At 28.4% G+C, this 23,327-nt stretch carries 23 protein-coding genes; 7 read left to right on the forward strand and 16 right to left on the reverse strand.

The genetic code is table 11. The features are described from left to right. Window positions 1–359 precede the first annotated feature (359 nt). The 3 genes from OCU47_RS10915 to OCU47_RS10925 all read right to left on the reverse strand — a co-directional run bounded on the left by OCU47_RS10915 (window position 360) and on the right by OCU47_RS10925 (window position 3,053). Window positions 360–2,111, reverse strand: a complete 1,752-nt coding sequence (locus OCU47_RS10915; protein WP_261828631.1) for an ATP-dependent helicase — start codon at window positions 2,109–2,111, stop codon at window positions 360–362. A 164-nt stretch (window positions 2,112–2,275) separates the two neighbouring features. After that, on the reverse strand, window positions 2,276–2,461 hold the full coding sequence (locus OCU47_RS10920; RefSeq protein WP_261828632.1) for a hypothetical protein: 186 nt from the start codon (window positions 2,459–2,461) through the stop codon (window positions 2,276–2,278). Between the two features lie 259 nt (window positions 2,462–2,720). Beyond that, window positions 2,721–3,053 carry a hypothetical protein gene (locus OCU47_RS10925; protein ID WP_261828633.1) on the reverse strand — a complete coding sequence of 111 codons (333 nt, stop codon included), beginning with the start codon at window positions 3,051–3,053 and terminating at the stop codon, window positions 2,721–2,723. Window positions 3,054–3,232: 179 nt separating this feature from the next. Here OCU47_RS10925 and OCU47_RS10930 point away from each other — a divergent pair, with 179 nt between their 5' ends. The 5 genes from OCU47_RS10930 to OCU47_RS10950 all read left to right on the forward strand — a co-directional run bounded on the left by OCU47_RS10930 (window position 3,233) and on the right by OCU47_RS10950 (window position 6,879). Further along, window positions 3,233–4,144: a DUF5685 family protein gene (locus OCU47_RS10930; protein WP_261828634.1), complete on the forward strand. Its 912-nt coding sequence runs from the start codon at window positions 3,233–3,235 to the stop codon at window positions 4,142–4,144. Continuing rightward, window positions 4,144–4,749 (forward strand): J domain-containing protein, encoded by a 606-nt coding sequence (locus tag OCU47_RS10935; RefSeq protein WP_261828635.1) that lies wholly within the window; start codon window positions 4,144–4,146, stop codon window positions 4,747–4,749. The genes OCU47_RS10930 and OCU47_RS10935 overlap by 1 nt, the downstream gene beginning before the upstream one ends. Before the next feature lie 22 nt (window positions 4,750–4,771). Beyond that, a complete protein-coding gene (locus tag OCU47_RS10940; RefSeq protein ID WP_261828636.1) occupies window positions 4,772–5,269 on the forward strand; it encodes a hypothetical protein in 498 nt (165 codons plus the stop codon). Between the two features lie 85 nt (window positions 5,270–5,354). Then, a complete protein-coding gene (perR, locus tag OCU47_RS10945; protein WP_261828637.1) occupies window positions 5,355–5,771 on the forward strand; it encodes a transcriptional regulator PerR in 417 nt (138 codons plus the stop codon). Window positions 5,772–5,940: 169 nt separating this feature from the next. Then, entirely contained in the window at window positions 5,941–6,879 is a 939-nt protein-coding gene (locus OCU47_RS10950; RefSeq protein ID WP_261828638.1) for a hypothetical protein, read from the forward strand. 141 nt (window positions 6,880–7,020) lie between these two features. Here the strand turns inward: OCU47_RS10950 and OCU47_RS10955 are convergent, their stop codons facing one another. The 9 genes from OCU47_RS10955 to OCU47_RS10995 form a co-directional block, all read right to left on the reverse strand. Then, window positions 7,021–7,512 carry a hypothetical protein gene (locus tag OCU47_RS10955; protein ID WP_261828639.1) on the reverse strand — a complete coding sequence of 164 codons (492 nt, stop codon included), beginning with the start codon at window positions 7,510–7,512 and terminating at the stop codon, window positions 7,021–7,023. Window positions 7,513–7,665: 153 nt separating this feature from the next. Further along, window positions 7,666–7,998 (reverse strand): hypothetical protein, encoded by a 333-nt coding sequence (locus OCU47_RS10960; RefSeq protein ID WP_261828640.1) that lies wholly within the window; start codon window positions 7,996–7,998, stop codon window positions 7,666–7,668. A gap of 188 nt (window positions 7,999–8,186) precedes the next feature. Then, the gene (gene yihA, locus OCU47_RS10965) at window positions 8,187–8,795 is read right to left on the reverse strand and encodes a ribosome biogenesis GTP-binding protein YihA/YsxC (protein WP_261828641.1); all 609 of its coding nucleotides are present in this window, start codon (window positions 8,793–8,795) and stop codon (window positions 8,187–8,189) included. Beyond that, complete coding sequence (lon, locus tag OCU47_RS10970; RefSeq protein WP_261828642.1) at window positions 8,785–11,112, reverse strand: endopeptidase La; 2,328 nt, start codon at window positions 11,110–11,112, stop codon at window positions 8,785–8,787. Before lon ends, yihA begins: the two co-directional genes overlap by 11 nt. Window positions 11,113–11,179: 67 nt before the next feature. Next, window positions 11,180–12,865: an ATP-dependent protease LonB gene (lonB, locus tag OCU47_RS10975; RefSeq protein WP_261828643.1), complete on the reverse strand. Its 1,686-nt coding sequence runs from the start codon at window positions 12,863–12,865 to the stop codon at window positions 11,180–11,182. A 96-nt stretch (window positions 12,866–12,961) separates the two neighbouring features. After that, window positions 12,962–14,257, reverse strand: coding sequence for an ATP-dependent Clp protease ATP-binding subunit ClpX (clpX, locus tag OCU47_RS10980; protein ID WP_261828644.1), 1,296 nt, complete (start codon window positions 14,255–14,257; stop codon window positions 12,962–12,964). 35 nt (window positions 14,258–14,292) lie between these two features. After that, a complete protein-coding gene (clpP, locus tag OCU47_RS10985) occupies window positions 14,293–14,889 on the reverse strand; it encodes an ATP-dependent Clp endopeptidase proteolytic subunit ClpP (RefSeq protein WP_261828645.1) in 597 nt (198 codons plus the stop codon). A 178-nt stretch (window positions 14,890–15,067) separates the two neighbouring features. Continuing rightward, window positions 15,068–16,351, reverse strand: a complete 1,284-nt coding sequence (tig, locus tag OCU47_RS10990) for a trigger factor (RefSeq protein WP_261828646.1) — start codon at window positions 16,349–16,351, stop codon at window positions 15,068–15,070. Between the two features lie 141 nt (window positions 16,352–16,492). After that, entirely contained in the window at window positions 16,493–17,293 is an 801-nt protein-coding gene (locus OCU47_RS10995; protein WP_261828647.1) for a hypothetical protein, read from the reverse strand. Window positions 17,294–17,487: 194 nt separating this feature from the next. On the opposite strand from OCU47_RS10995, the gene OCU47_RS11000 reads away from it, so the two are divergent. Next, entirely contained in the window at window positions 17,488–18,300 is an 813-nt protein-coding gene (locus tag OCU47_RS11000) for an MBL fold metallo-hydrolase (protein WP_261828648.1), read from the forward strand. Between the two features lie 156 nt (window positions 18,301–18,456). On the opposite strand, the gene OCU47_RS11005 is transcribed toward OCU47_RS11000, so the two are convergent. Together OCU47_RS11005 and OCU47_RS11010 are read right to left on the reverse strand one after the other, a co-directional pair. Next, a complete protein-coding gene (locus tag OCU47_RS11005) occupies window positions 18,457–18,621 on the reverse strand; it encodes a hypothetical protein (RefSeq protein ID WP_261828649.1) in 165 nt (54 codons plus the stop codon). 19 nt (window positions 18,622–18,640) lie between these two features. Next, the gene (locus tag OCU47_RS11010) at window positions 18,641–19,339 is read right to left on the reverse strand and encodes a class I SAM-dependent DNA methyltransferase (RefSeq protein ID WP_261828650.1); all 699 of its coding nucleotides are present in this window, start codon (window positions 19,337–19,339) and stop codon (window positions 18,641–18,643) included. A 138-nt stretch (window positions 19,340–19,477) separates the two neighbouring features. Here OCU47_RS11010 and deoD point away from each other — a divergent pair, with 138 nt between their 5' ends. After that, window positions 19,478–20,188 carry a purine-nucleoside phosphorylase gene (deoD, locus tag OCU47_RS11015; RefSeq protein ID WP_261828651.1) on the forward strand — a complete coding sequence of 237 codons (711 nt, stop codon included), beginning with the start codon at window positions 19,478–19,480 and terminating at the stop codon, window positions 20,186–20,188. Between the two features lie 151 nt (window positions 20,189–20,339). On the opposite strand, the gene OCU47_RS11020 is transcribed toward deoD, so the two are convergent. Together OCU47_RS11020 and OCU47_RS11025 are read right to left on the reverse strand one after the other, a co-directional pair. Next, complete coding sequence (locus OCU47_RS11020) at window positions 20,340–21,677, reverse strand: murein hydrolase activator EnvC family protein (protein ID WP_261828652.1); 1,338 nt, start codon at window positions 21,675–21,677, stop codon at window positions 20,340–20,342. Window positions 21,678–22,024: 347 nt separating this feature from the next. Then, window positions 22,025–23,293: a TcaA 3rd/4th domain-containing protein gene (locus OCU47_RS11025; protein ID WP_261828653.1), complete on the reverse strand. Its 1,269-nt coding sequence runs from the start codon at window positions 23,291–23,293 to the stop codon at window positions 22,025–22,027. Between the last annotated feature and the right edge of the window lie 34 nt (window positions 23,294–23,327).

A 23,327-nucleotide genomic window follows, 5' to 3' on the forward strand; every position in this document is an offset into this window, starting at 1 on the left:
TATAAAATTGCAAATTTGATTGAAAACATACTCTAAAATAATAAAATAAAGTTATAATATAATTAAAATAATATTCTTTATTATTTTAATTATATTATAACTCTTAATTTGTCAAAGTGTAAAATAATATTAATATAGTTATAATTAAACAAAACTAATTTTAAATAATTTAGATGTAAATTCCAATGTAGTTAAATCATACTGTTTCCTATAATTAAGTCTTCGATATAAATATTTAAGACAAGAACTATATTGTAGATATAAATACATCCTAAAAACTTTAATTCTAACTCTTTGTTTTATATAACTTTTTTTAATTATTATAAAATTTATAACATATTACTTTTCCTAATCTTATACTACTTTTGGTTACTAATATTATTAATTTCTATAAGTATAAACACATTATAAAATAATCTCCTCTCCTCTTCTACATTATCATTACTTCTATGTGGAATATAATCTTCTGAGAGATCAATAAAGTATACATTCTTAAACTCACGACCTTTTACTCCGTGAATAGTGCTAAATAAAACCGCATCCCTATTTTTATCTTTTTTTATATCTTCAAGTTTCTCTTTAGTTTCCTTTACATGTGCTAACAGTAGCATTATTGTATTAAATGGATATGCTGCACTCTTAAATTCATCTACTATCTGAAATATTTCATCAATATTGATTTTATATTTCATACCATACTCTACTAAATAATCATTATATCCCAAGTTATTTAATATGTAGTCAATAGCTGATTTTAATGACATCTTATTCAGTTTAGCTATATCTTTTTTTAAATCTTCAATTTTTTTCTTTTGAAATGGCTTTATACCATCCACAGAATTTAATTCATCAAAAAGATTATTTTTATATAGGCCTTTTTTCACCTCTTCAATAGCTATCTTGCTTATATATCTAAAAGGTTTGTTAATAATTCTTGTAAACGCATCTAAATCAAATGGATCTATTGATAACTTTAAATATGCTAAAATATCCTCACAAATGAAATGCTCAAAGAAATTATAGTCCTTATCTAAAAAAGAGAAATCTATTTTTTGCCTAATGAAACCATCAATTAAGCTTCTAGCTTCTATATTAGTTCTGTATATTATTACGTTATCAGATAATTTATCATTATTAGATAAATGTATTTTTATTTTTGAAATTATTTCATTAACCTGCTCTTCTTCATTGAAAGGAGTATAATATTCTAATTCACCTAAAGTATCTTTAGATGCTTCAAATTTTTTATCATTTCTCATTTTATTATTTACTATTGAACTTTTTGAGAATTCCACTATGTTCCTATTACTTCTATAATTATATGATAGATACTTTTTTTCTCCTTCAACAAAAAACTTATGAAAATCTATCATACATTGTGGCTTTGAACCTCTAAATGAGTAAATGCATTGATCTTCATCACCTACTGCAAAAATAGAATTGTTGCAATTTAAATTTTGCAAAATTTCAATCTGCATTCCATCACAATCTTGAAATTCATCAACTAATATATGCTTAAAAAGTCTTTGATACCCTCGTCGAATATTATCATCTTCGGTGATAAGTCTATAGAATTCTATTTGAAGATCGTCAAAATCCAAAAGATTCTTCGAGTTCTTGTTTTCCTCATATGCTAAATAACATTCAGTGAATATTTCCTTATCCAAGGTTGAATTAAATTCATTTAATGATACATTAGAACATTTTAAGTTAGAAATATTATTAAATACCTCTTTTATTTTTTCATCTCCAACCTCAGATAATTTTTTATTTAATATATTAAGAATAATATTATATCCTTCCCTTGGATCTATAATATTTATTTCTCCTTTATATCTTTTTAATATTTTGAAAAAAAGTCCATGAAAAGTTCCAAAAAAAGGGCTTTCGTTATTATTCGCTAACCTAAGATATCTCTCTTTCATGTTTAACGCTGCTGATTTAGTAAAAGTCAACACTATTATATTATTAGGATTAACATACTTTTCTTCAACTAAATACTTTATTCTATTTAGTAGTACTGTTGTCTTTCCTGATCCTGGAGGAGCTATAATTAATGTATTTGCTGAATTACTATTTACTGCTTCCTTCTGATACTTATCTAACTCCATTTTGCCCTCCCAAACTATATTTACTAAAATTATATCCAAATTTTTATGTTTTAATTTAAAGTTAAACACAAAAAGCCAACAGTAAATTATAAACTTACTGTCGGCTTATATTATATATTAATTTATATACCCAAACCACACATTTATTCACTTAAAATTACTTTTTATAAGTTAAAATTCTCCTCATTATCAATTTCATCCTCAAAATCAACAATTTTAGTACTGCTCACCTCTTCAACAAACTTAAATGGGCATTCTTCCAATTCTTTATTCTTGCTTATTGTAAATGGACATTCAGAGCTGCACTCAAAGGATTCATTTACACTTGACCAAAATGGACATATTTCCATAAAACTCCCCCCAAACCCAGTATGCTTTAGAAATAATTATAGTATATATTACTGCAATATACAATATAATACATTATGTTTCCTAAAAATTTGTATATTATTCATAATTTATTCTTATTCATAATTTTTTGTTACAAAAAATAAATTTCTAAAGCAAAAGAAATAAACATCCTAAGATACTTATTTCTTCTCGGTTCAAGCTCATATCTAATTTATAAAGATAGCCATTATTGTACTTAATGGCTATCTTTACAAATCATTATTTCTTTGTTATGAAATTCTTAACCACTGATAAATTAATGATTTCATTTTGAAAGGCTTTAAGTAAAGCTTTTTCTAAAACTTTTTCTTGATCAAAATTTTCAATGTCTGCGCATACTGCAAACACCTTATTTACATCTCCAGATGCATTCTTATATGTTAATGTAACATTTGGCTTATCATAAACTACATCAATTATTTTTAAACCCCAGCATAATTGTGCAAAATCTCCGCCATCTACATTTAATTTACACAAATTCTTTAATTGCTTTGCTTCTTTTGTTGGATCATTTACTATTATTAGCTCATCGCCCACTTTATATTTTGCCATATCAATTTCCTCCTTAAGTACTGGTATACTATTTTTAGTGTAACACTATTGATAAACTAAGTAAAGTAGCGCATTAAATTAATTTTATTATTAAATTTAATGTTAACTTACACTACAAATATATATTTTCTTTAATTTTATGGTATAATTAATCCATATTTGCATAAGGAGCTGATTATTTGTTTGGATATGTCACTCCATTAAAAATGGAACTGAAAGTAAAAGATTATGAAAAATTCAAAGCATATTATTGTGGTTTATGCCATTATATTAAAAAGAACTTTGGAAACATTCCAAGATTGTCATTAAGCTATGACATGACATTTTTAGCTATTTTACTAGATTCATTACAAGAAGGTAATATATCTTATGATCAATTTTTTTGTTTGGTGCATCCAACAAAAAAGAAACTCAAAATAATAAATTCAGATGCTCTGAATTATACTTCTTACTTAAATATAATCTTATTCTACTATAAGCTTATAGATGATGTTAACGATGATAAAAGCTTAAAAGCCAAATTAGCATCAATCTTTCTTAATAAAGGAAGCAATAAATTCAAACATCACTTTTCAAATATACATAATAAGATAGTTACTGAACTTGATAATTTAAACAAAATGGAAGCTTCAGATTGTAAAAATATTGATGAAATAGCTCATCCTTTTGCTGAGCTTACAGGTTTTCTTTTAAAAAGCTATCCTTTAAGTCTATTAAATGATAGCTTAGAACTTCGTGAAAAATTATATACCTTAGGATATAATTTAGGTAAATGGATTTATATAATAGATGCAGTAGATGATCTAGAAAAAGATTTAAAGGATAATAAATATAATCCTATAAATGCTGCAATGAATCCCAACAACTATGAGTTTAAAATATTATTTGAAACTCAAAAAGAAAGAATTGAATTTTTACTTTTGTCTTGTTCTTCTCAATGTTATAATTCATTTAAGGAGTTAAATTTTGTTAAGGACTCTGCAATTGTTGAAAATATACTTTTATTTGGTATTATGAATAAAAATGATGTTATATTAAATAAGTATAACTTAACAGACAACAATAATTGTTCAAGAAGGAGTGTTAATTAGTGAGGAACCCATACGAAATATTAGGAATAAATGAAAATGCAACTGAAGCTGAAATAAAAAAAGCTTATAGAGAGCTTGCAAAAAAATATCATCCTGACCAATATGGTACAAATCCATTAAAGGAATTAGCAGAAGAGAAAATGAGAGAAGTAAACGAAGCTTATGATTATCTTATGAAAAATAAGAAGACTAACAGTTCCTATAGTAGCAATTCTTATTCTTCCGCTCATAATTATGGAGATAATTCAAATATATATGCACAAATTAGAATGAATATAGCTAATAGAAGATTTGCTGAAGCAGAAAGTCAATTAAATTCCTTAGGCTCTAGAGATGCAGAATGGAATTATTTATACGGTGTAGTAATGTTACAAAAAGGTTGGTATGATAGTGCTGTGAGTTATCTAGAAACAGCTTGTTCATTAGATCCAAATAACTTTGAATATCGCCAAACACTTAATTCCATACGAAATCAAAATAGATCCTATGGAAGTCCATATAGACAAACTTCAAATAATGCAGATTTCTGCAATCTATGCATAAATTTATGGTGTTTAGATTCTATGTGTGAATGCTGTGGTGGCGACCTAATTCCTTGTATATAGCAAAATACCTAGGAGGTTATTCATGAAAAGTAATTATATAGCAAAAGGTGGTTTATTTACAGCTTTAAGCATTGTACTATTATATTTAGCTTGTATTTTACCTACAAATAAAATAGCTCTTTTAGTTCTTGCTTCAGCCATGATTCCACTAATGGTTGTTACTTGTAATGTAAAATATGCTTTTCTTGTATATGTGGCAACTTCTGCATTATCTTTTATATTACCTAATAAGGGAATAATGATTCTTTATATATGTATTTTCGGATTGTTTGGGATTATAAAATATTTTGCTGAAAAGACACATAATAGAATTTTTGAGTATCTAATTAAATATGCATATTTCAACCTAACTTTGTTTGTTAGTTATGTTTTATTTAATTTTCTACTACTCCCTATAGATAATTATAAAATTTCAATTGGACTTCTTTTAGTGCTAGCAGAAATACTTTTTGGACTATATGATTATCTATTAACTATTTTTATTAGTTATTTCATCAATAAACTAAAGCGGTTAAAATAATTATCTTGTACCACTATATGTTAATTGACAATAATTCTCCTTTGTTATACTATGATAATATAAATAATTTATAGGTGGTTATTTTATGGATAATTTAATTTCAATATTTAAAGACAAAAAGCTAAAACTTACTCCGCAAAGGATAGCTGTATATAAATATTTAAAAAGTACTGTGGCACATCCTTCTGCTGAAGCTATATACAATGCTATACATGATGAATATCCAACCATGAGTTTAGCAACTGTATATAAAACTCTAAAAACTTTAGTGGAAGTTGGATTGGTGCAAGAACTCAATGTTGGAGAGAATAATTTTAGATATGATGCCAACACTGATGCACATCCCCACATTCAATGTATTAAATGTGGCAAAGTAGATGATATTTTTGATTTAAATCTTGAGAATTTAAACAAAGATGCTGAACAAAATAGTAAATATACAGTTTTATCTAGCCAAGTTTATTTCTACGGTGTTTGCCCTGATTGTAACAACAGGGATTAATAAACAAAAAAAGATTTATCTAATTAATTTTAGATAAATCTTTTTTTATACTAAGTTCACAAATTTGAATTATCATATTTTCTTAATAATTAATAAAATTATTTAAACTTTATACTTATTCTAATACATTCTTCATATAATTTAATAAATAATTTATATGGAGGTTTATATGAAATCAGATGTATCACCTAAAGTGAAGATAGTGTTATATCTATTATTCTTTTTTTGCATAATAGCTTCTTTAACTTTAATGACAATATTATATAAAGCAGAGAAGGATAATTTCGTTCCTGATGCTAAACCAGTTTTTTCACAATTAAAAGATTCTAACGTAATAAACTGTGACCTTAATGGTGATGGAAATAATGATATCCTTACATTAAGTGTTAATAAAAATAAATATGTTGCTTCTATTCAATGCGGACACTCTAATTATATACTTAATCCAACAAGACCACTAAATAGTTTAGGTAATAGTTCTAAGATAGATCCTATACATTTAAAACTACTAGATCTAAATCGTGACAATATACCTGAAATACTTATACAATCCTCTGAAGATAACTCATGCTTACAACACATATTCAGCTGGTGTACAGATGATTTTAAGGATGTGTATTCTTCAACCAACAACACCTTAGGAGTAATTGATTTTTCCAATAATAAAACTCCTAGATTCGTTTCTTTTGATATGTATCAAAGCATTGATTCAATAAAAGAATATATGTATATAGGAAACGCTTATAAAGATATCTCTTATGAAAAATCAACCATACTTGGATTAAATGCAATAAAGTCTATAATTGATATAGTTGAAAATCCTTATGAACCTGATGAAATACCCGATATATTTCACAATGATGTAGATTATTATAGTAAATCTATACTTTGGAGATTAGCTAAAAATAATTATTCCTACAAATTTAAGGATAGTTTCTTCACTGATACAAAATCCAACTCAAAAGGAATTCCAACTGAATACAACTGGAATTTGAGATTTCTAAAAGAGAATAAAAATGATAAGAATGATATTAAACAAATAGAAATGACTGTTTATATAAGACTACAGGATGATCAATATAAGATAAGCGGAATATCTTTAGATTAAAAATCAAAAGGGCCGCATTTGCGACCCAAAAGGGGGATGGGGGGTTTAAATTTTTATGAAGATTATCTCTTCATAAGCTTAGGAGATTACTCTCCGTTACATTCTTATTATGGTCTATATTATTTTTTTTATACACTAATATTAATCTTTTATTTCTCCATCTTCATACATTTTTATTATTTTATCTAAAAAAGCTGCCTTACTTGGATCTACCACTTCTCTTAAAGATTTAAGCATTCCAATATTATCTGTACTTGCAAATGCATTTTGTGGTTTGTTATAATATGCAGGATTAATATTTCCTCTATTAAAATTATTAGCATTTCTACTTCTCATGAGCATATTAAGCAATGTAAACATTGGATTCATTTGAGGATTCATGGCCATACCACCATTGGGCATAGACATACCATTACCTGACATGCCAAACATAGATGCTAAACTGTTAAAGTCAAATCCTCCAGCATTCATTGGATTATTATTATTATTATTATTATTAGGTATAGTTCCACCTTCTCCTGCAGGATTATTAAGGGTTGATCCTGATAATCCTGACATCATAGATGCCAACTGTTGGAAATCCATATTATTAAACATATTATTTCCCGTATTACTATGAGTATGTTTTCCCATATTAGCCTCCTAAATATTACTTATGTATACTTAAATATCAATATGTAATTAAACTATATAAAATATTTTGTTTTTATGGAGGGCATATAGCCCTCCAACAACTACCCTAATCTCTTCATTTATTTCCAACTAGGATAACAAAAAGGTATAATCTTAGAAGCCGAAGCCAGTTCCGCAGCCATTTCCAAATCCGTTATTTCCACAGCCGCAAATTAATATAATAATTACTATAAACCATAAGAATTCTTGTCCACAACAGTTGTTATTCATATTAGCATTAGCATTTTTATTGTGTTTGCAGCAGCAGCAGCAGTTATTATTGTTCATATTATTATTTCCAAATCCACCACCACAGAAGAAGAATAATAATATGATTACCCACCAGATACCATTGCATCCACGTTGTTGTGGAATAAATGCTGGGTTTATTCCTTGAGTTCTGCAAGTTCCATCTCCAAGACCATTAAGGATTTCATTAATTTCCATGATAAAATTCCTCCTAAATATTTAATTTTGATTTGTTTTATAGTATATACTATTCCATGCCTATACTTTTGACACTGCATCTTTTATAAAAAAAATAAATATTTTTTTCAATTTGCATTACTACATTTTATGCGTAAAAAAGCAGATGGAACTATCTTTTCCATCTGCTTATATATTTTATATTCTAATTACTTATTTTCTTCTACTTTACTTTCTACAACATCATCAAAAATTAAATCAATTAATTCATCTCTACCTTCTTTGTTCAATGAAGAGAAAAAGTACAACTTATCTTCTGATGTTAATTTAAGAGTATCTTTAATTACTTTCTGGCTTTTCATTAGGTTCATTCTTGAAAGTTTATCACTCTTTGTACCTATTACAATAACATCATAACCAAAATGTTTAATCCAGTTATACATTAAAATGTCATCTCCAGTAGGCTTATGTCTACAGTCAACCAATAAAACAACTCTCTTTAGTTGTTCTCTACCTGTTAAATAAGTTTCAACTGTATTTCCCCAACTTGCTTTTTCTTTTTTAGAAACTTTAGCATATCCATAACCAGGTAAGTCCACCATATAAAAATCATTGTTAATTAAGAAAAAATTAATTAATCTTGTTTTTCCTGGAGTTTGAGACACCTTTACTAATTTTCTTCTATTAGTTATCGCATTTATAATTGAAGATTTTCCAACATTAGATCTCCCAACAAACGCTAATTCCACTCTATTGTCTACAGGATATTGTTCTCTTTTTACTGCTGAAATTATAAATTCAGATGTATTAATTTTCATTGTTATCCACTCCACATAATGCATTTTTTAGAACATCATCGATCTTCTCTGCAAATATTATCTTTAGCTTATTTTTAATACTTTGAGGAAGTTTTTTAGCATCCCTCTCATTTTCCTTTGGAACAATTATTGTATCTACTCCAGCTCTAAAAGCTGCTAATGATTTTTCTTTTAAACCACCTATAGGTAATACTCTTCCTGTTAATGTTACTTCGCCTGTCATTGCCACATTAAACTTAACTGGCTTATTTGACAATGCAGATACTAACGCTGTTACCATGGTTACACCTGCAGAAGGGCCATCTTTAGGAACTGCACCTTCTGGTACATGTATGTGAATATCCTTATCCTTATAGAAGTTTTCATCTATTCCATATTCTTTAGCATTAGCTCTTACATAAGTATATGCTGCTTTAGCTGACTCCTTCATTACATCTCCTAATTTACCAGTCAGCTCAAGTTTTCCTGTGCCCTGCATTATAATAGCTTCAACATCTAAAGTATCTCCACCATATGCAGTCCATGCTAATCCTCTAACCACACCAATCCTATTTTGTTGGTTAATCTTATCGTAAGTAACCTTCTTTTGACCTAAATATTTTTCAAGTGAACTAGCATTTATGCTAATTTTACTTTTATTATTTATCATCATATCTTTTATGCATTTTCTTATAAGTCTTCCAATAGTTCTTTCAAGACTTCTTACACCTGATTCTCTTGTATAGTTTTCTATTATAACCTTTAATGCAGAATCATTAATTACTACTTCATCTGAAGTAGCACCATTTTCTTGTAGTTGTCTTGGTATTAAATATTTTTTAGCTATATGAAACTTTTCTTCATAAGTATAACCTGACACTTCTATTATTTCCATTCTGTCTCTTAATGGTTCAGGTATTGTATCTAATGTATTCGCAGTAGTGATAAACAATATATTGGACAAATCCAAGTTTAATTCCATATAGTTATCTCTGAAATCTTTATTTTGCTCGCTATCCAATATTTCTAAAAGAGCATCTGCCGGATTTCCTTTAAAGTCTTGAGACATTTTATCTATTTCATCTAACAAAAATACAGGATTATTAGATTTAGCTTCCTTAAGTCCATAGGCTAATCTACCTGGAATTGCTCCCACATAAGTCCTTCTATGCCCTCTTATCTCAGCTTCATCTCTAAGTCCACCTAAGGAAATTCTCACAAAGTTTCTATTTAGGGCCTTCGCTACTGATTTAGCTATAGAAGTTTTTCCTACTCCAGGAGGTCCCACTAAACATAAGATAGGTCCTTTTAAGCTATTTACCTTTTTCTTAACTGCTAAATATTCTATTATTCTATCCTTTACATCCTCTAATGCATAATGTTCCTTATCCAAAACATCACTTACAACTTTCATATCTAAGTTGTCTTTAGTAGACTTATTCCATGGAATGGAAAGCACCCAATCAAGATATGTTTTTATAACAGAAGATTCTGAAGAATGCATTTCACTAGATTTTAATCTTTTTAGTTCATAATCAGCTACATCCTTAACTTTCTTAGGCAATTTAGCCTTTTTAATCTTGACTTCATATTCCTCAATTTCTTTCTTTTCTTGATTTTCCTCACCAAGTTCTTCTTGAATAATTTTTAGCTGCTCTCTTAGATAATATTCTTTTTGATTTTTATCTAACTTCTTCTTTACATTATAGCCTATCTTCTTTTCTAGCTTAACCAATTCAATTTCATTTTTGATGAATATAATCACTTCTTCTATTCTTTTCTTTACATCAAAAATCTCCAATACTCTTTGTCTATCCTCTTGCTTCAAAATTATATATGAAGCTATTGAATCAACTAAACTTCCTGACTTAGAGTCCTCTGTTTCTGTAAAAAATTCTTCTGTTTCTACCCCTGTAAGCTCAGCATATTTTTCAAATTCATCTTGTAACATTCTAATAAGAGCTTCAGTTTCTGTATCAGCCTCTTGTTCCTCTATAAACTTTTCAACTTCAACTTCAGTATAATCTTCATTTTCTTTAATTGATACCAAAGTAGCTCTATCTATACCTTCTACTAATACTCTAATATTATTTTTAGGCATTTTCACCATCTGTTTTATGGTACATATAGTACCCACTTCAAATAAATCATCTCTTTCAGGTAGTTCTACCTTGGCCTGTTTTTGCGTCAAAAGAAAAATTCTTTGATTATCTAACATGGCTTTTTCTACAGCTGCTATTGATTTCTCTCTTCCAACATCAAAATGTAACACCATATTAGGAAAAACAGTTATTCCTCGCAATGGTATCAAAGGAAGATTTTCTAATTTTTTCCCCATGTTGCCTTCCTCCTTATATAAACACTTAATAGTAAAACAAAGGTTGCTGTCAACAGCAACCTTTATATTAATTCATGGATTTAGCTGATAAAATATCAACACTTTCTTTGTTGATATTACCTATTTTATCATAGAAATTAACTAAAGCCAAGTCTAAAACCTGTTTAATATTTGTAACAGCTAACACCCTAATCCCTTTAATTTCTTTATAACTTTCAACCCAATTATCTTTAGGAATTATAACTGTATTGCACCCAGCTTTAATAGCAGCCGAAATCTTTGCATTCACTCCACCTATAGGTTTCACTTCTCCTCTTAATGATATCTCACCAGTCATTGCTACCTTATTACTTACTTTTATATCCATAATAGCACTATATATTGCAGTAGCTATGCTTATTCCTGCAGAAGGGCCATCCATAGGTATTCCCCCTGAAAAGTTTACATGAATATTGTAATCTTTACAATCCAATTCAAATAAATTATCTAATACTGTCAATACATTCTCTACTGAACAAAAAGCAGTAGATTTTCTTCTTATTTTCTTATTATAATTTGAAATTTCTTCTTCTTCCACTAAACCAGTAATTTTTATTACACCTTTTCTATTACCTATCTTTCTTGCAGATGCTTCTATCTCCATTAACATTCCCATATTAGCCCCATAAACACCTAATGCATTTACAATTCCTACTAAAGGTTCTTTATTTATTCTCTTTTCTGGTCTCATTGTATATTGACCATTCTCTATTATCCATTCTATATCTTTTTCCTTTATTGTATCCCGATGATCATTAATTGCAAGACCTGCACAAAGTTGTACTAGATTAACAACTTCTCTTCCGTTGCTACAAAATTTTGCTATTGTGCTTAATCCGTCTTCACTAATTTTATATCCTACCTTCTTAATTGCATTTTCAGCAATTTGCTTTATTTCATCTTCTTCTAAAGCCTTAAAAAATATTTCTACGCATCGTGACCTTATTGCTGGAGGTATTTCTTCTGGACTCCTTGTAGTTGCCCCTATAAGTCTAAAATCTGCCGGAAAACCATTCTCAAAGATATCCTTAATATATATCGGTATTTCGGGATCTTCAGAGCTATAATAAGCACTATCTAAAAATACCTTTCTATCCTCTAAAACTTTCAAAAGTTTATTCATTTGTATTGGCTGTAACTCTCCTATCTCATCTATAAACAATATTCCTCCATGTGCTTTAGTCACAGCTCCTGCTTTTGGTTGGGGGATACCAGCAACACCTAGCGCTCCTGCGCCTTGATAAATCGGGTCATGAACACTTCCTATCAAAGGATCAGCTATACCTCTATCATCGTACCTCAAGGTAGTTGCATCTATTTCTATAAACTTAGCATCATACTTAAAAGGTGACATCGATTTCTTTTTTGCTTCACTCAACACCAGCCTAGCTGCCGCAGTTTTTCCTACCCCTGGTGGGCCATATATTATTACGTGTTGGGGATTGGGTCCGCATAATGCAGCCTTTAAAGCTAAAATTCCTTGAGATTGACCTATTACTTCCTCAAAATTCTCAGGTCTACTTTTCTCTGTAAGAGGTTTTGTAAGACTTATACTCTTCATCCTGTTAAGTTTTTCTAATTGCTTAGTACTTTCTTTCTCAATAACCTTTTTATTATTGACTGTATTTTTTGAACTACTTAATAATAGAAACACTATAATTCCAGTCATTATTAATTGTAATAGATTGATTATATTTATAACTTCACTATTCATATACCCACCTCCACTAGTAACTACTCATATTATTACCTGTAGTGGAAATTAATATACTAAAAAAAGCTTGCTAAAAAGCAAGCTTTTCTATAATTGTTATGCAGTTTCTATACCTTTCTTATTCTTTACCTTTGCTTTTCTCAAAACAGGTCTTTGTTCACCTTCAGGTAAATATTCTATTACAGGTTGTTTTTTATCTACAATAACATCCCTTGTTATATTCACTTTAACTATACTTTCGTTAGATGGGATATCGAACATTATTTCAGTCATAACTTCTTCTAAAATAGCTCTTAATCCTCTAGCTCCAGTACTTCTCTTTATTGCTTCTTCAGCCACTGCAATTAATGCATCTTCATCAAATTCTAAAGTTACGTTATCTAATTCAAATAACTTTTTATATTGTTTAACAAGAGCATTCTTTGGCTTTTGAAGTATATTTACTAATGCATTTTTATCAAGTGATTCTAAAGTCACTACTATTGGTAATCTTCCTACAAACTCAGGAATTAATCCAAACTTCAAAAGATCTCCTGGCATTATTTGTTTCAATAAACTTCCAATATCCTTCTTTTCTTTGGATTCAATATCAGCACCAAATCCAATAGAACTCTTTCTCGTTCTTTTTTCAATTATGCTATCAATGCCATCAAAAGCTCCACCACAAATAAATAGAATATTTGAAGTATTTATTTGTATAAATTCTTGATGAGGATGCTTTCTGCCACCTTGGGGTGGTACAGAAGCTACAGTTCCTTCTAAAATCTTTAGAAGTGCTTGTTGAACACCTTCTCCTGATACATCTCTTGTTATTGATGGATTTTCAGATTTTCTTGCAATCTTATCCACTTCATCGATATATATAATTCCTTTTTCAGCTCTTTCAACATCATAATCAGCATTTTGGATAAGCTTTAAAAGGATATTTTCCACATCTTCTCCTACATAACCCGCTTCAGTAAGTGTAGTGGCATCTGCAATTGCAAAAGGTACATTTAAAAGTTTTGCTAATGTTTGAGCCAATAATGTTTTACCTGATCCTGTTGGTCCTAAAAGCATTATATTACTTTTCTGTAATTCAATATCATCATCTTCTACATTTAAGTTTATTCTCTTATAATGATTATAAACTGCCACTGCTAAAGATCTTTTAGCTTTATCTTGCCCTATAACATATTGGTCAAGATATTCTTTTATTTCTTCAGGTTTTGGTAAACTAGTTGATTCAAATTGAACTGTCTGTTCAAATTCATCTGCTATTATCTCTGAACATAAATCAATACATTCATCACATATATATACCCCTGGCCCTGCAATAAGTCTCTTTACTTGTTCCTGACTTTTTCCGCAGAATGAACATTTTAATTGTTTTTTATCATCACTTTTTGCCATTAAATTCACCTCACAATGGGTTCAATATGAAATAGTTATTTTTTGCTTAATTCATTTTTAACCATAACTCTATCAATTAAACCATATTCTTTTGCTTCTTCAGCATCCATAAAATAGTCTCTTTCAACATCCACTTGAATTTTTTCTAGTGGCTTTCCTGTATTTTCACTTAATATTTTATTTAATGTAGATTTTATCTTTAAAATTCTCTTGGCATGTATATCTATATCTGTGGCTTGACCTTGGAACCCTCCTAGAGGTTGATGAATCATAATCTCGCTATTTGGAAGACCAAATCTTTTTCCTTTTGCACCTGAACATAGTAAAAATGCTCCCATTGATGCAGCAAGACCAGTACATATTGTACAAACATCTGGTTTTATATATTGCATAGTATCATAGATAGCCATACCTGCAGTTATAGATCCTCCTGGACTGTTTATATATAAATAAATATCCTTATCTGGATCCTCACTTTCTAAGAATAATAATTGTGCAACAATTAAGTTTGCAGAATCATCATTAACTTCTCCACTTAGCATTATAATTCTATCCTTTAATAATCTTGAAAATATATCATAGGATCTTTCTCCTCTATTAGTTTGCTCAACTACCATTGGAACTAAACTCATTTCTCAAATTCCTCCTTCTATTATTGCTTATTTATATTATTATATCTTATCACCTTTAAATTAAATATACTTAAATTATATATAACTTTTTTTCTTTTGTTAATCTATTTATTAAAATAATTGCCAGAATTTCTTCTGACAATTATTTTAACACTAATATATTATTTTTTCAATGAAACTACTTTACAGATTCTACTAATAATTTTACAGTTTTCTCAACCTTTACTTGATTTCTTATTAATTCACCTTGTGATTTAACAATTAAATCAATCATCTTGTCATCTTCCTTAGCTGAATACATTTTAGCAATTTCTTTTGCCTTTTCTTTTACTTCTTCATCAGTTACTTCAACATTTTCTGTTTCTGTAATTTTTTCAAGAACTAAATCTGTCTTAACTTTCTTTTCAGCATTTTCTTTCATATATTCTTTCATCTTATCTGCTGAACTTCCAGTGAATTGATAATATTGTTCTAAACTTAAACCTTGATATTTTAATCTTTGTTCAAAATCATTCATCATAGCATCGATTTCTTGATCTACCATAACTTCTGGAATTTCAACTTTTGCATTTTCTACAGCTAAGTTTACAACTTCTTCTTCAAATTCTCTTTCAGCTTTTAATTCATTGCTTTCTGTCATTTTCTTCTTTAAATCTTCTTTAACTTCAGCAATTGTATCGAATTCTGAAACTTCCTTAGCAAATTCATCATCTAAAGCTGGTAATTCTTTCACCTTTACTTCTTTAACTGATACTTCAAATAAAGCTGGTTTACCATTTAATTCTTCTTTTCCATAGTTTTCTGGGAAATTAACATTAACTTCTTTATTTTCTCCAACTTTAGCACCAATCAGTTGTTCTTCAAATGTATCTATAAATGTCTTTGAACCAATTTCTAATGAGAAATCCTTTCCTTCTCCACCTTCAAAAGCAACTCCATCTACATAACCTTTAAAGTCAATAACAGCTATATTGCCATTTTCAACTACTCCAGATTCTTTTGTTTCAACTCTTGAATTCTTTTCTTGCATTTCAGTTAATTGTTTTTCTAAATCTTCTTCGCTTACATCATATACAGGTTTTTTAACTTCTAATCCTTTGTATTCACCAAGTTCGACTTCTGGATAAGTAACAACCTTTGCTGTATAAACTAAATCTTTACCCTCTTCTACTTCTTTAATGTCTATCTTTGGGTAATCAACTGGTTTTATGTTATTTTCTTTTAATGCTACTGGGTAACTTTCATCTATTGCAAAGTTTATAGCATCCTCTAAAAGAACACCTATACCATAATATTTTTTAACTATATGCATAGGAACCTTTCCTTTTCTGAATCCTGGCACATTGAATTTTGAAAGGTTCTTCTTATAAGACTTATTTAAAGCCTCGCCAAATTTCTTAGCTTCAACCTTAATTTCAAATTCTACAACATTAGTTTCTATTTTTTGTACTTTTACGTCCATTGTATTCTTCCTCCTAAAATGGTAATGAAATTCGTGTAATAACCAACTTATTATACCACATAATAAAAGTTTATTTCAATTATTTATTAATTTTCCTAGAAATAAATAACTTCTATTCAATTACCATCATGTTTACAATACTTAAATAAGATTTCCATCTGCTGTTACAGTCTTATTATTACCATCAATAACCACAGTTATTCCTCTGTCATTTAATGTTCCAATTTGTATTTGCTTTCCTTTTACATTCCAAAGAGTTTTATGCTCCCCAGTTTTTACATCAATAAGCCACATAAATGTCTCTGCATCACCAGTTTTAAACCAAGGTAATTGGCTTAAATATACTATATGATCATCATCAATAAATTTAGCATTTTTGCTCCACGCATACCCTTGATATTGTTTTAATATATTATCTTTAGTAAATACTTGACCAGATTGAGTAGTATAATTAGGTTTTGTTACATTTTTTTCAGTCCCATTAGTATCATAAATTTTAATTTCTTGAGTTGTTGCATCATTAATTAAAATATTCTTTGCAGATTTACTTATATCAAAAGTACTGCCATCCTGTAATGGTTCAACTAAAACAAACTTCTTTCCAGTACTATCCTCATCATAAAGAGCTTTAGCAGAACTTCCTGAAGCTAATTTTATTTCAATAAACTTCTTTTCTTCTGATTTCTGCTCATTTTTATTTTCCTGTGAATTTTTCTTAGAATTATCTACAGTATTATTTGGGGATTGTTCATTGATTTTGTTTTTAGGTTCATTTTTATTAACAAAAATATTCTTTATTTTATCCAGAGATATGTTACCCTGAGAATACAAAACTCCACATCCCATAATTAACACAATCAAAACAACTGCTAACACAATTCTTCTTCGTTTTCTTCTTCTTCGTTTTTCATATTCCTTACTAAAAATACTTGTTTTAGCCAATTTTATCTCCTCCTACTTCTAGGTAACATTATTACAATCTATATTATACATTATTTGCATCATAAACAAATTACTTTTTTACTAAATTAACAAACAATCCAAAAATATTTTTTGACATTTTTTTTAATTTGATGACATCTAATTTGCAATGTTATATAATATTTATGAATTTTATTTAAATTAAGGAGGCTCTTATGAGTAAGCTTTATATACTTGGAACGGGCAATGCAATGGTAACAAAATGTTTTAATACTTGTTTTACCATAACAAATGAAAATGGAGATCATATTTTAATTGATACAGGCGGTGGAAATACCATCTTATCTCAATTAGAAAAATTGAATATATCCACATCCAAAATAAAAGCACTTTTTATTTCTCACACTCATAACGACCACATAACTGGTATCAGTTGGATTGTAAGAATTATTGCCTTACAAATGAATAAAGGTACCTATGTAGATTCTTTTTCTATATATGGAGAAGATTCTGTTTTAGATGCTTGTAGAACTATATGTAACCTAACTCTGGGTAAAAAATTCACAAAATATTTTGATGATAGAATTAAGTTTATACCTGTTTCTAATAATAGTTCTATTAATATATTAAATAATAGTTTTACTTTTTTTGATATCAACAGTACTAAATTGAAACAATTTGGCTTTAAGGTTGTTACACAATCTGGCACAAGTTTATGCTTTCTTGGCGATGAACCATACAAAGATTCTCTTAAGGATTATGCTAAAGGTGTTGACTTCCTTATGCATGAAGCATTCTGCTTATATGAAGAAAGAAATCTGTTCAATCCTTACGAAAAGCATCACTCTACAGTAAAAGAAGCTTGTGAACATTCTGTAGCACTAAACTCTAAAAATTTAATACTGATTCACACAGAAGATAAAAATATAAAACATAGAAAAGAATATTATACTGCTGAAGCTAATTATTTTTGTGTATGCAATGTTATAGTTCCAAATGATTTAGAAATCATAGACTTAGATGAATAATTTCATACTTTTCTACATACTGGAACTATGAATTAAATAATTATATGTTTAATTCATAGTTCCTAACATATATATGATCTAATCTATAAATTGCCTAGATATCCTTATTTGTTCATCTAGAATCAAAGTGAATTTTCATTTCTACTTTCATACTTTTTACTTATTTTTATTCTTGCACTTGCAATTACATTTTCCTGTATATTGACAACTTTTCATTCCAAACTCATTCATTTGTTCTTCAGTAAGATTAACTACATTTTTTGTAGGTTCATCATAATCTACTGACTCCTTAAGTAATGTTTTTTTCGCTATTTTTATCATGATTCAGTCACACCTTTCTCTACTTTGTTGCACAAACAATTAAATTAAATGAACCTTTGTTATATTCTTCTCCATTAAAAGCCCCATATAATTCAAAATCTTTAAACCCAACCTTCTCCAAGATTATTTCCGTATCCTTTCTTAGCAGCGGAAATAGTTCTACCTCATTTATAAATTTTTCTTCTTTTGTTTCAATTTCACCTCTAAAAATTATTTTATTTTCTTTTAGTATATAATGCCTATTAAATATAACATCATCTGTCTTTATTGATGGTAATCCTTTTATGTTTTCCCCCAAGATTCTATCATAATTTATAATCTGTACTATGAACTTTCCTCCAACATTAAGATGATTATATACATCTTGAAATACTTTACCAATTTCATATAAATTATTCAGATGAACAATTGAATTTCCTATGCAGAAAACACCATCAAATTTTTCTTCACCTATACTTTCTGCTAAACTCAACATATTTCCTTGCTTAAACAAAATATTATGATTCTTCTTCTTTGCTTTTTCTATCATAATAGAATCCAAATCAATACCAGTTACCTTCTTACCAGCAGCATCTAAAGCTATAGAATAATTTCCTGTACCACAGGCTAAATCTAACACCTTTTTACCTTTTATATTTTCAAGAATCATATCTACTGTATTTTGATTTAGTTTAAATATATCATCATAGTATTCACTTAATACATCATAAAACTTCACTATTAAATCCCTCCTTAATTCTTCTTATAAATATATTATACTTATTTTTTACTTTTTAACTATGAAATTTAAGTAAAATGATATAATATATATTTGTTGTTCAATTTTAAATTTATTTTTTTGAAAGGAGATTTTTATATGAGTACACATATAAATGCCGAAAAAGGCCAAATTGCAGAAATTGTTTTATTGCCAGGAGACCCATTAAGAGCTAAGTTTATCGCTGAAACTTTCTTACAAGATGTGGTTTGCTACAACGAAGTTAGAGGCATGTACGGCTTCACTGGAACATATAAAGGAAAAAGAATTTCAGTACAGGGAACAGGTATGGGAGTTCCTTCTATATCAATATATACAAATGAGTTAATTAGAGAATATGGAGTTAAAACTCTAATGAGAGTTGGAACTGCTGGTTCTATGCAAAAAGAAGTAAATGTTAGAGATATCGTTCTAGCTATGAGTTCTTCTACAGATTCATCTATTAACAAAAACATATTTAACGGAAAAGATTATGCACCAACTGCTTCTTTTGAGCTATTAAAAGCAGCTTATGATACAGCAGTTGGAAAAGGTATTACCCCTAAGGTTGGTAATGTATTTACTGCTGATAGCTTTTACAATGAAGATCCTGAAGTTTGGAAGCAATATGCTAAGTTTGGTTGCATAGCTATAGAAATGGAAACTAGTGCATTATATACTATTGCTGCTAAATATAAAGTAAACGCTTTAACACTTTTAACAATCAGTGACTCAATGGTTACTGGAGAAGAAACTACAGCAGCTGAGAGACAAACTACATTTACTGATATGATGGAAATTGCTCTTGAAACAGCATTAAAACTAAGCTAAATAACCTTAATCGCACAAAAATGACACCTTTAAATTTTTAAAGGTGTCATTTCTTTATTTATACTAAATTATCTAAAAATAAATAGCATGTACAAATGGACTAGCATTTAATCCTATTTGTTTTTATATGCCTAACTATTAGATTATTTGTTTACATATATCCACTTGGATTAATATGTGAGCCATTTTTTCTAACTTCATAATGTAAATGTGGTCCTGTGCTCAATCCTGTTGTTCCAACATAAGCAATAACTTGTCCTTTTTTTACTTGTTGTCCTACAGATACAATGTATTTTTCAGTATGTCCATATAAGGTTTGTATTCCATCAGCATGATTTAAAATTACCATATTGCCATAAACTGAATTCCATTGTGCCACGCCTACAACTCCATTTTGAGCAGCATAAATTGGGGTACCACTTGGTACTGCTATATCAACTCCTGTATGAAACCCAGGTTTACCTGTAACAGGATGAATTCTAGGTCCATATGGGCAGCTTATGTAACCACCATCTACTGGTCTCATAAATCCATCAGATGACGGTGGAATGTTGTTACTATTGTTACTATTTCCATTACTATTGTTGCTATTACTATTGTTGCTATTACTATTGCTGTTAGCTTGACTTTGAGCAAAAATTTGATCAAGCTGATCTTGAAGCTGTTGATTGTATGATGCTAAATCTCCGATTTCATCTTGAAGAGCTTTTTCTTTTTGTGAAAGACCTTCAATCAAAGCTGCCTTTTGATTTTCTGTTTGTTGAATATCATTATATTGATTTGCATATTGATTTTTTTCATCTATTAGTTTTTGTTGAACGCTTTCTAATTCTACTTTTTTATTATTTATGTCATTTTTTTGTGAAGCAAGCTTAGATTTTTTAGAATCTAATTCTTTTTTACTTCTTTGTAATTCTTCTTTATCTTCATTAACTTCTTTTATTAATTGCTTGTCATTTTGAACTATTGTAGCAAAATTTTCTACCCTAGAGATAAAATCAGAAAGATTTTCAGAACTCAAAATCATTGCTAAGAACTTGTCCATATAATTATTTTTATACATGCTTCTTATTCTGATACCTAACAAATCTTCTTGTTGTTTAACTTCTTTCTCTTTCTTTTCTATCTCGTCATTACTTTTTTTAATATCTACATCTAACTTGTCTATATCATTCTGAATATCAATAAGTTTTTGCTTTAAAGCATCTATATCATTTTGAGATGAATCCACTTTAGCTTTTGAAGCGTCTAATAGCTTAGATTTTTCTTCTAATTCATCTTGAATTTTATCTAATTTGCTTTTTTCTGCATCTTTTTGATCTTGTATACTATCTTTTTCCTTTTCTAGTTGCTGCTTTTGCGCATTATTATTATTAATTTTATTTTGAAAATCCTGACTAGAAGTAGCTTGTACTACTGTACTATGCGCAACCCCTGAAAAAAAGACACTTGCTACTAAAATAATCGATATTGTTCTTCTTTTTCTCATTATCATTCCCCACTTTAAATGAAATATTTAATTATCTTCAATTTTATTATATAACACATAGTTTAATAATCAAAGAACTATAGAAAAATTTTTTATTTTTTTTTACTGGATTCTTTAAGAGTTAACAAAATCTTTACTTAATCTTAAGTTAGCTATAACACATTAACTTAATTAACAATTATAATTAATTTGTAAGAAACTTTTATATTGTTTTAAGTTTTTAGATCGTTATAGGATCATTAAAAACTATTTTTCAAATTGAAGAAGCCATAAGGTATTTTCATACTTTATGACTTCTCTTTTTTTCATATACTTTATACATCCGAAGGTACATAGGTTAAGAGATCTTATTTTAATATTTGCATGTCATCTACATTCCATTGGTCAGAATCATAAATCATCTTTAAAAAGAATTTAGTTTTAACCTGATCTTCTGAAAAGTCTATTCCAAATAAAGATTTACTTACAGTATAATTTAAAGTCAAAAATACATTACCTGCAAACCTACTATTCTCCCTTTTTATATCACTTTTTTCAATTTCTAAGTTATAGTTCAATAGCTTATAATCATTTTTCAACAAAAACTTTTCAGTTTTAAATTCATCATATATTTTCTTTTTATTATTACTGCTAATAATATTTTCATTTTCATTATTTAACGCATTGAATACAGAAGTAAAAAAATCCTTAACCTTAGAATCAATATCCTGATTTAATTTTTCATTTTTCAAACTTAAATTCACATGTATATTATTACTTCTTTCAATGGGCATTTCTTCACTCTTTATAAGTCCCCAAGGCAATTGTTCTTCAATATGTAAAGAAGAACTTCCATCATTTTTAAATGGACCTATTTTATCAAATTGACTTACATCAAGATTAGTATCTTTTCCATTAACAAATACTTTTGCTTCCTTATATTCACTATCAATGCTTATTTTTATTCCATTTAACTCAATTTCTTTTTCCTGCTGCTTAGTCATTATTGGAAGATCCTGTCTATATGTAAGTGCATCAAATTTATTTTTATTTTCGGCTTGTACATTATATATTCCTGGTACCAAGGGGCCAAAAGTCTTTTCTTCATTATCTGACATTATGGTTCCATAATCTTTGTCATCTAAAAATATTTTGCTGCCACCATAATTTATTCTTACTTTTAAATATACTGGAGATATATCTAAATAGTATTTGTTAAAAAGAATTCCTTTTTCTTCTCTGAAAAGTAGTACTTCATTACTTTTAGATTTGCCCTTTAAATCTTTTATTAAACTATCTACAGAACTATTATTGCTGTAATATTTCATTAGTGGCTTAATATTATCTTTATTTAGTCTCATTCCTTGAATCTTAGAATTCTTCAATATCAATTTACAGTTATTTTCCTTAAATCCTTTTTCGATTTGAGCCAAAACATAACTTTTTGAAGAAACAGTCTTTCCTATAAAAAAACCTATCCCTCCTAAAATAAAAAATGTAATAATTAATCCTATAGTCACAGTTTTAAAATTTAATTTAGGCTTTATTTTTTCTAAATAATATTTCTCAGTTTTATTCTTAAATCTCGCAAATAATTGAGTTATTAATTTCCAAAGCCTTTGCCAACTTTCTTGCACTAGCTTCACTCCTAATATAAAAATATTTACAGAA

The organism is Clostridium sp. TW13 (genome assembly GCF_024345225.1).
GTDB classification, from domain to species: domain Bacteria; phylum Bacillota; class Clostridia; order Clostridiales; family Clostridiaceae; genus Inconstantimicrobium; species Inconstantimicrobium mannanitabidum.

Coding starts and splice junctions, on each gene's coding strand:
- OCU47_RS10915 (WP_261828631.1), bottom strand. CDS start 2,111: ATGGAGTTAGATAAGTATCAGAAGGAAGCAGTAAATAGTAATTCAGCA.
- OCU47_RS10920 (WP_261828632.1), bottom strand. CDS start 2,461: ATGGAAATATGTCCATTTTGGTCAAGTGTAAATGAATCCTTTGAGTGC.
- OCU47_RS10925 (WP_261828633.1), bottom strand. CDS start 3,053: ATGGCAAAATATAAAGTGGGCGATGAGCTAATAATAGTAAATGATCCA.
- OCU47_RS10940 (WP_261828636.1), top strand. CDS start 4,772: ATGAAAAGTAATTATATAGCAAAAGGTGGTTTATTTACAGCTTTAAGC.
- perR (WP_261828637.1), top strand. CDS start 5,355: ATGGATAATTTAATTTCAATATTTAAAGACAAAAAGCTAAAACTTACT.
- OCU47_RS10950 (WP_261828638.1), top strand. CDS start 5,941: ATGAAATCAGATGTATCACCTAAAGTGAAGATAGTGTTATATCTATTA.
- OCU47_RS10955 (WP_261828639.1), bottom strand. CDS start 7,512: ATGGGAAAACATACTCATAGTAATACGGGAAATAATATGTTTAATAAT.
- OCU47_RS10960 (WP_261828640.1), bottom strand. CDS start 7,998: ATGGAAATTAATGAAATCCTTAATGGTCTTGGAGATGGAACTTGCAGA.
- yihA (WP_261828641.1), bottom strand. CDS start 8,795: ATGAAAATTAATACATCTGAATTTATAATTTCAGCAGTAAAAAGAGAA.
- lon (WP_261828642.1), bottom strand. CDS start 11,112: ATGGGGAAAAAATTAGAAAATCTTCCTTTGATACCATTGCGAGGAATA.
- lonB (WP_261828643.1), bottom strand. CDS start 12,865: ATGAATAGTGAAGTTATAAATATAATCAATCTATTACAATTAATAATG.
- clpX (WP_261828644.1), bottom strand. CDS start 14,257: ATGGCAAAAAGTGATGATAAAAAACAATTAAAATGTTCATTCTGCGGA.
- clpP (WP_261828645.1), bottom strand. CDS start 14,889: ATGAGTTTAGTTCCAATGGTAGTTGAGCAAACTAATAGAGGAGAAAGA.
- tig (WP_261828646.1), bottom strand. CDS start 16,351: ATGGACGTAAAAGTACAAAAAATAGAAACTAATGTTGTAGAATTTGAA.
- OCU47_RS11000 (WP_261828648.1), top strand. CDS start 17,488: ATGAGTAAGCTTTATATACTTGGAACGGGCAATGCAATGGTAACAAAA.
- OCU47_RS11005 (WP_261828649.1), bottom strand. CDS start 18,621: ATGATAAAAATAGCGAAAAAAACATTACTTAAGGAGTCAGTAGATTAT.
- deoD (WP_261828651.1), top strand. CDS start 19,478: ATGAGTACACATATAAATGCCGAAAAAGGCCAAATTGCAGAAATTGTT.
- OCU47_RS11020 (WP_261828652.1), bottom strand. CDS start 21,677: ATGAGAAAAAGAAGAACAATATCGATTATTTTAGTAGCAAGTGTCTTT.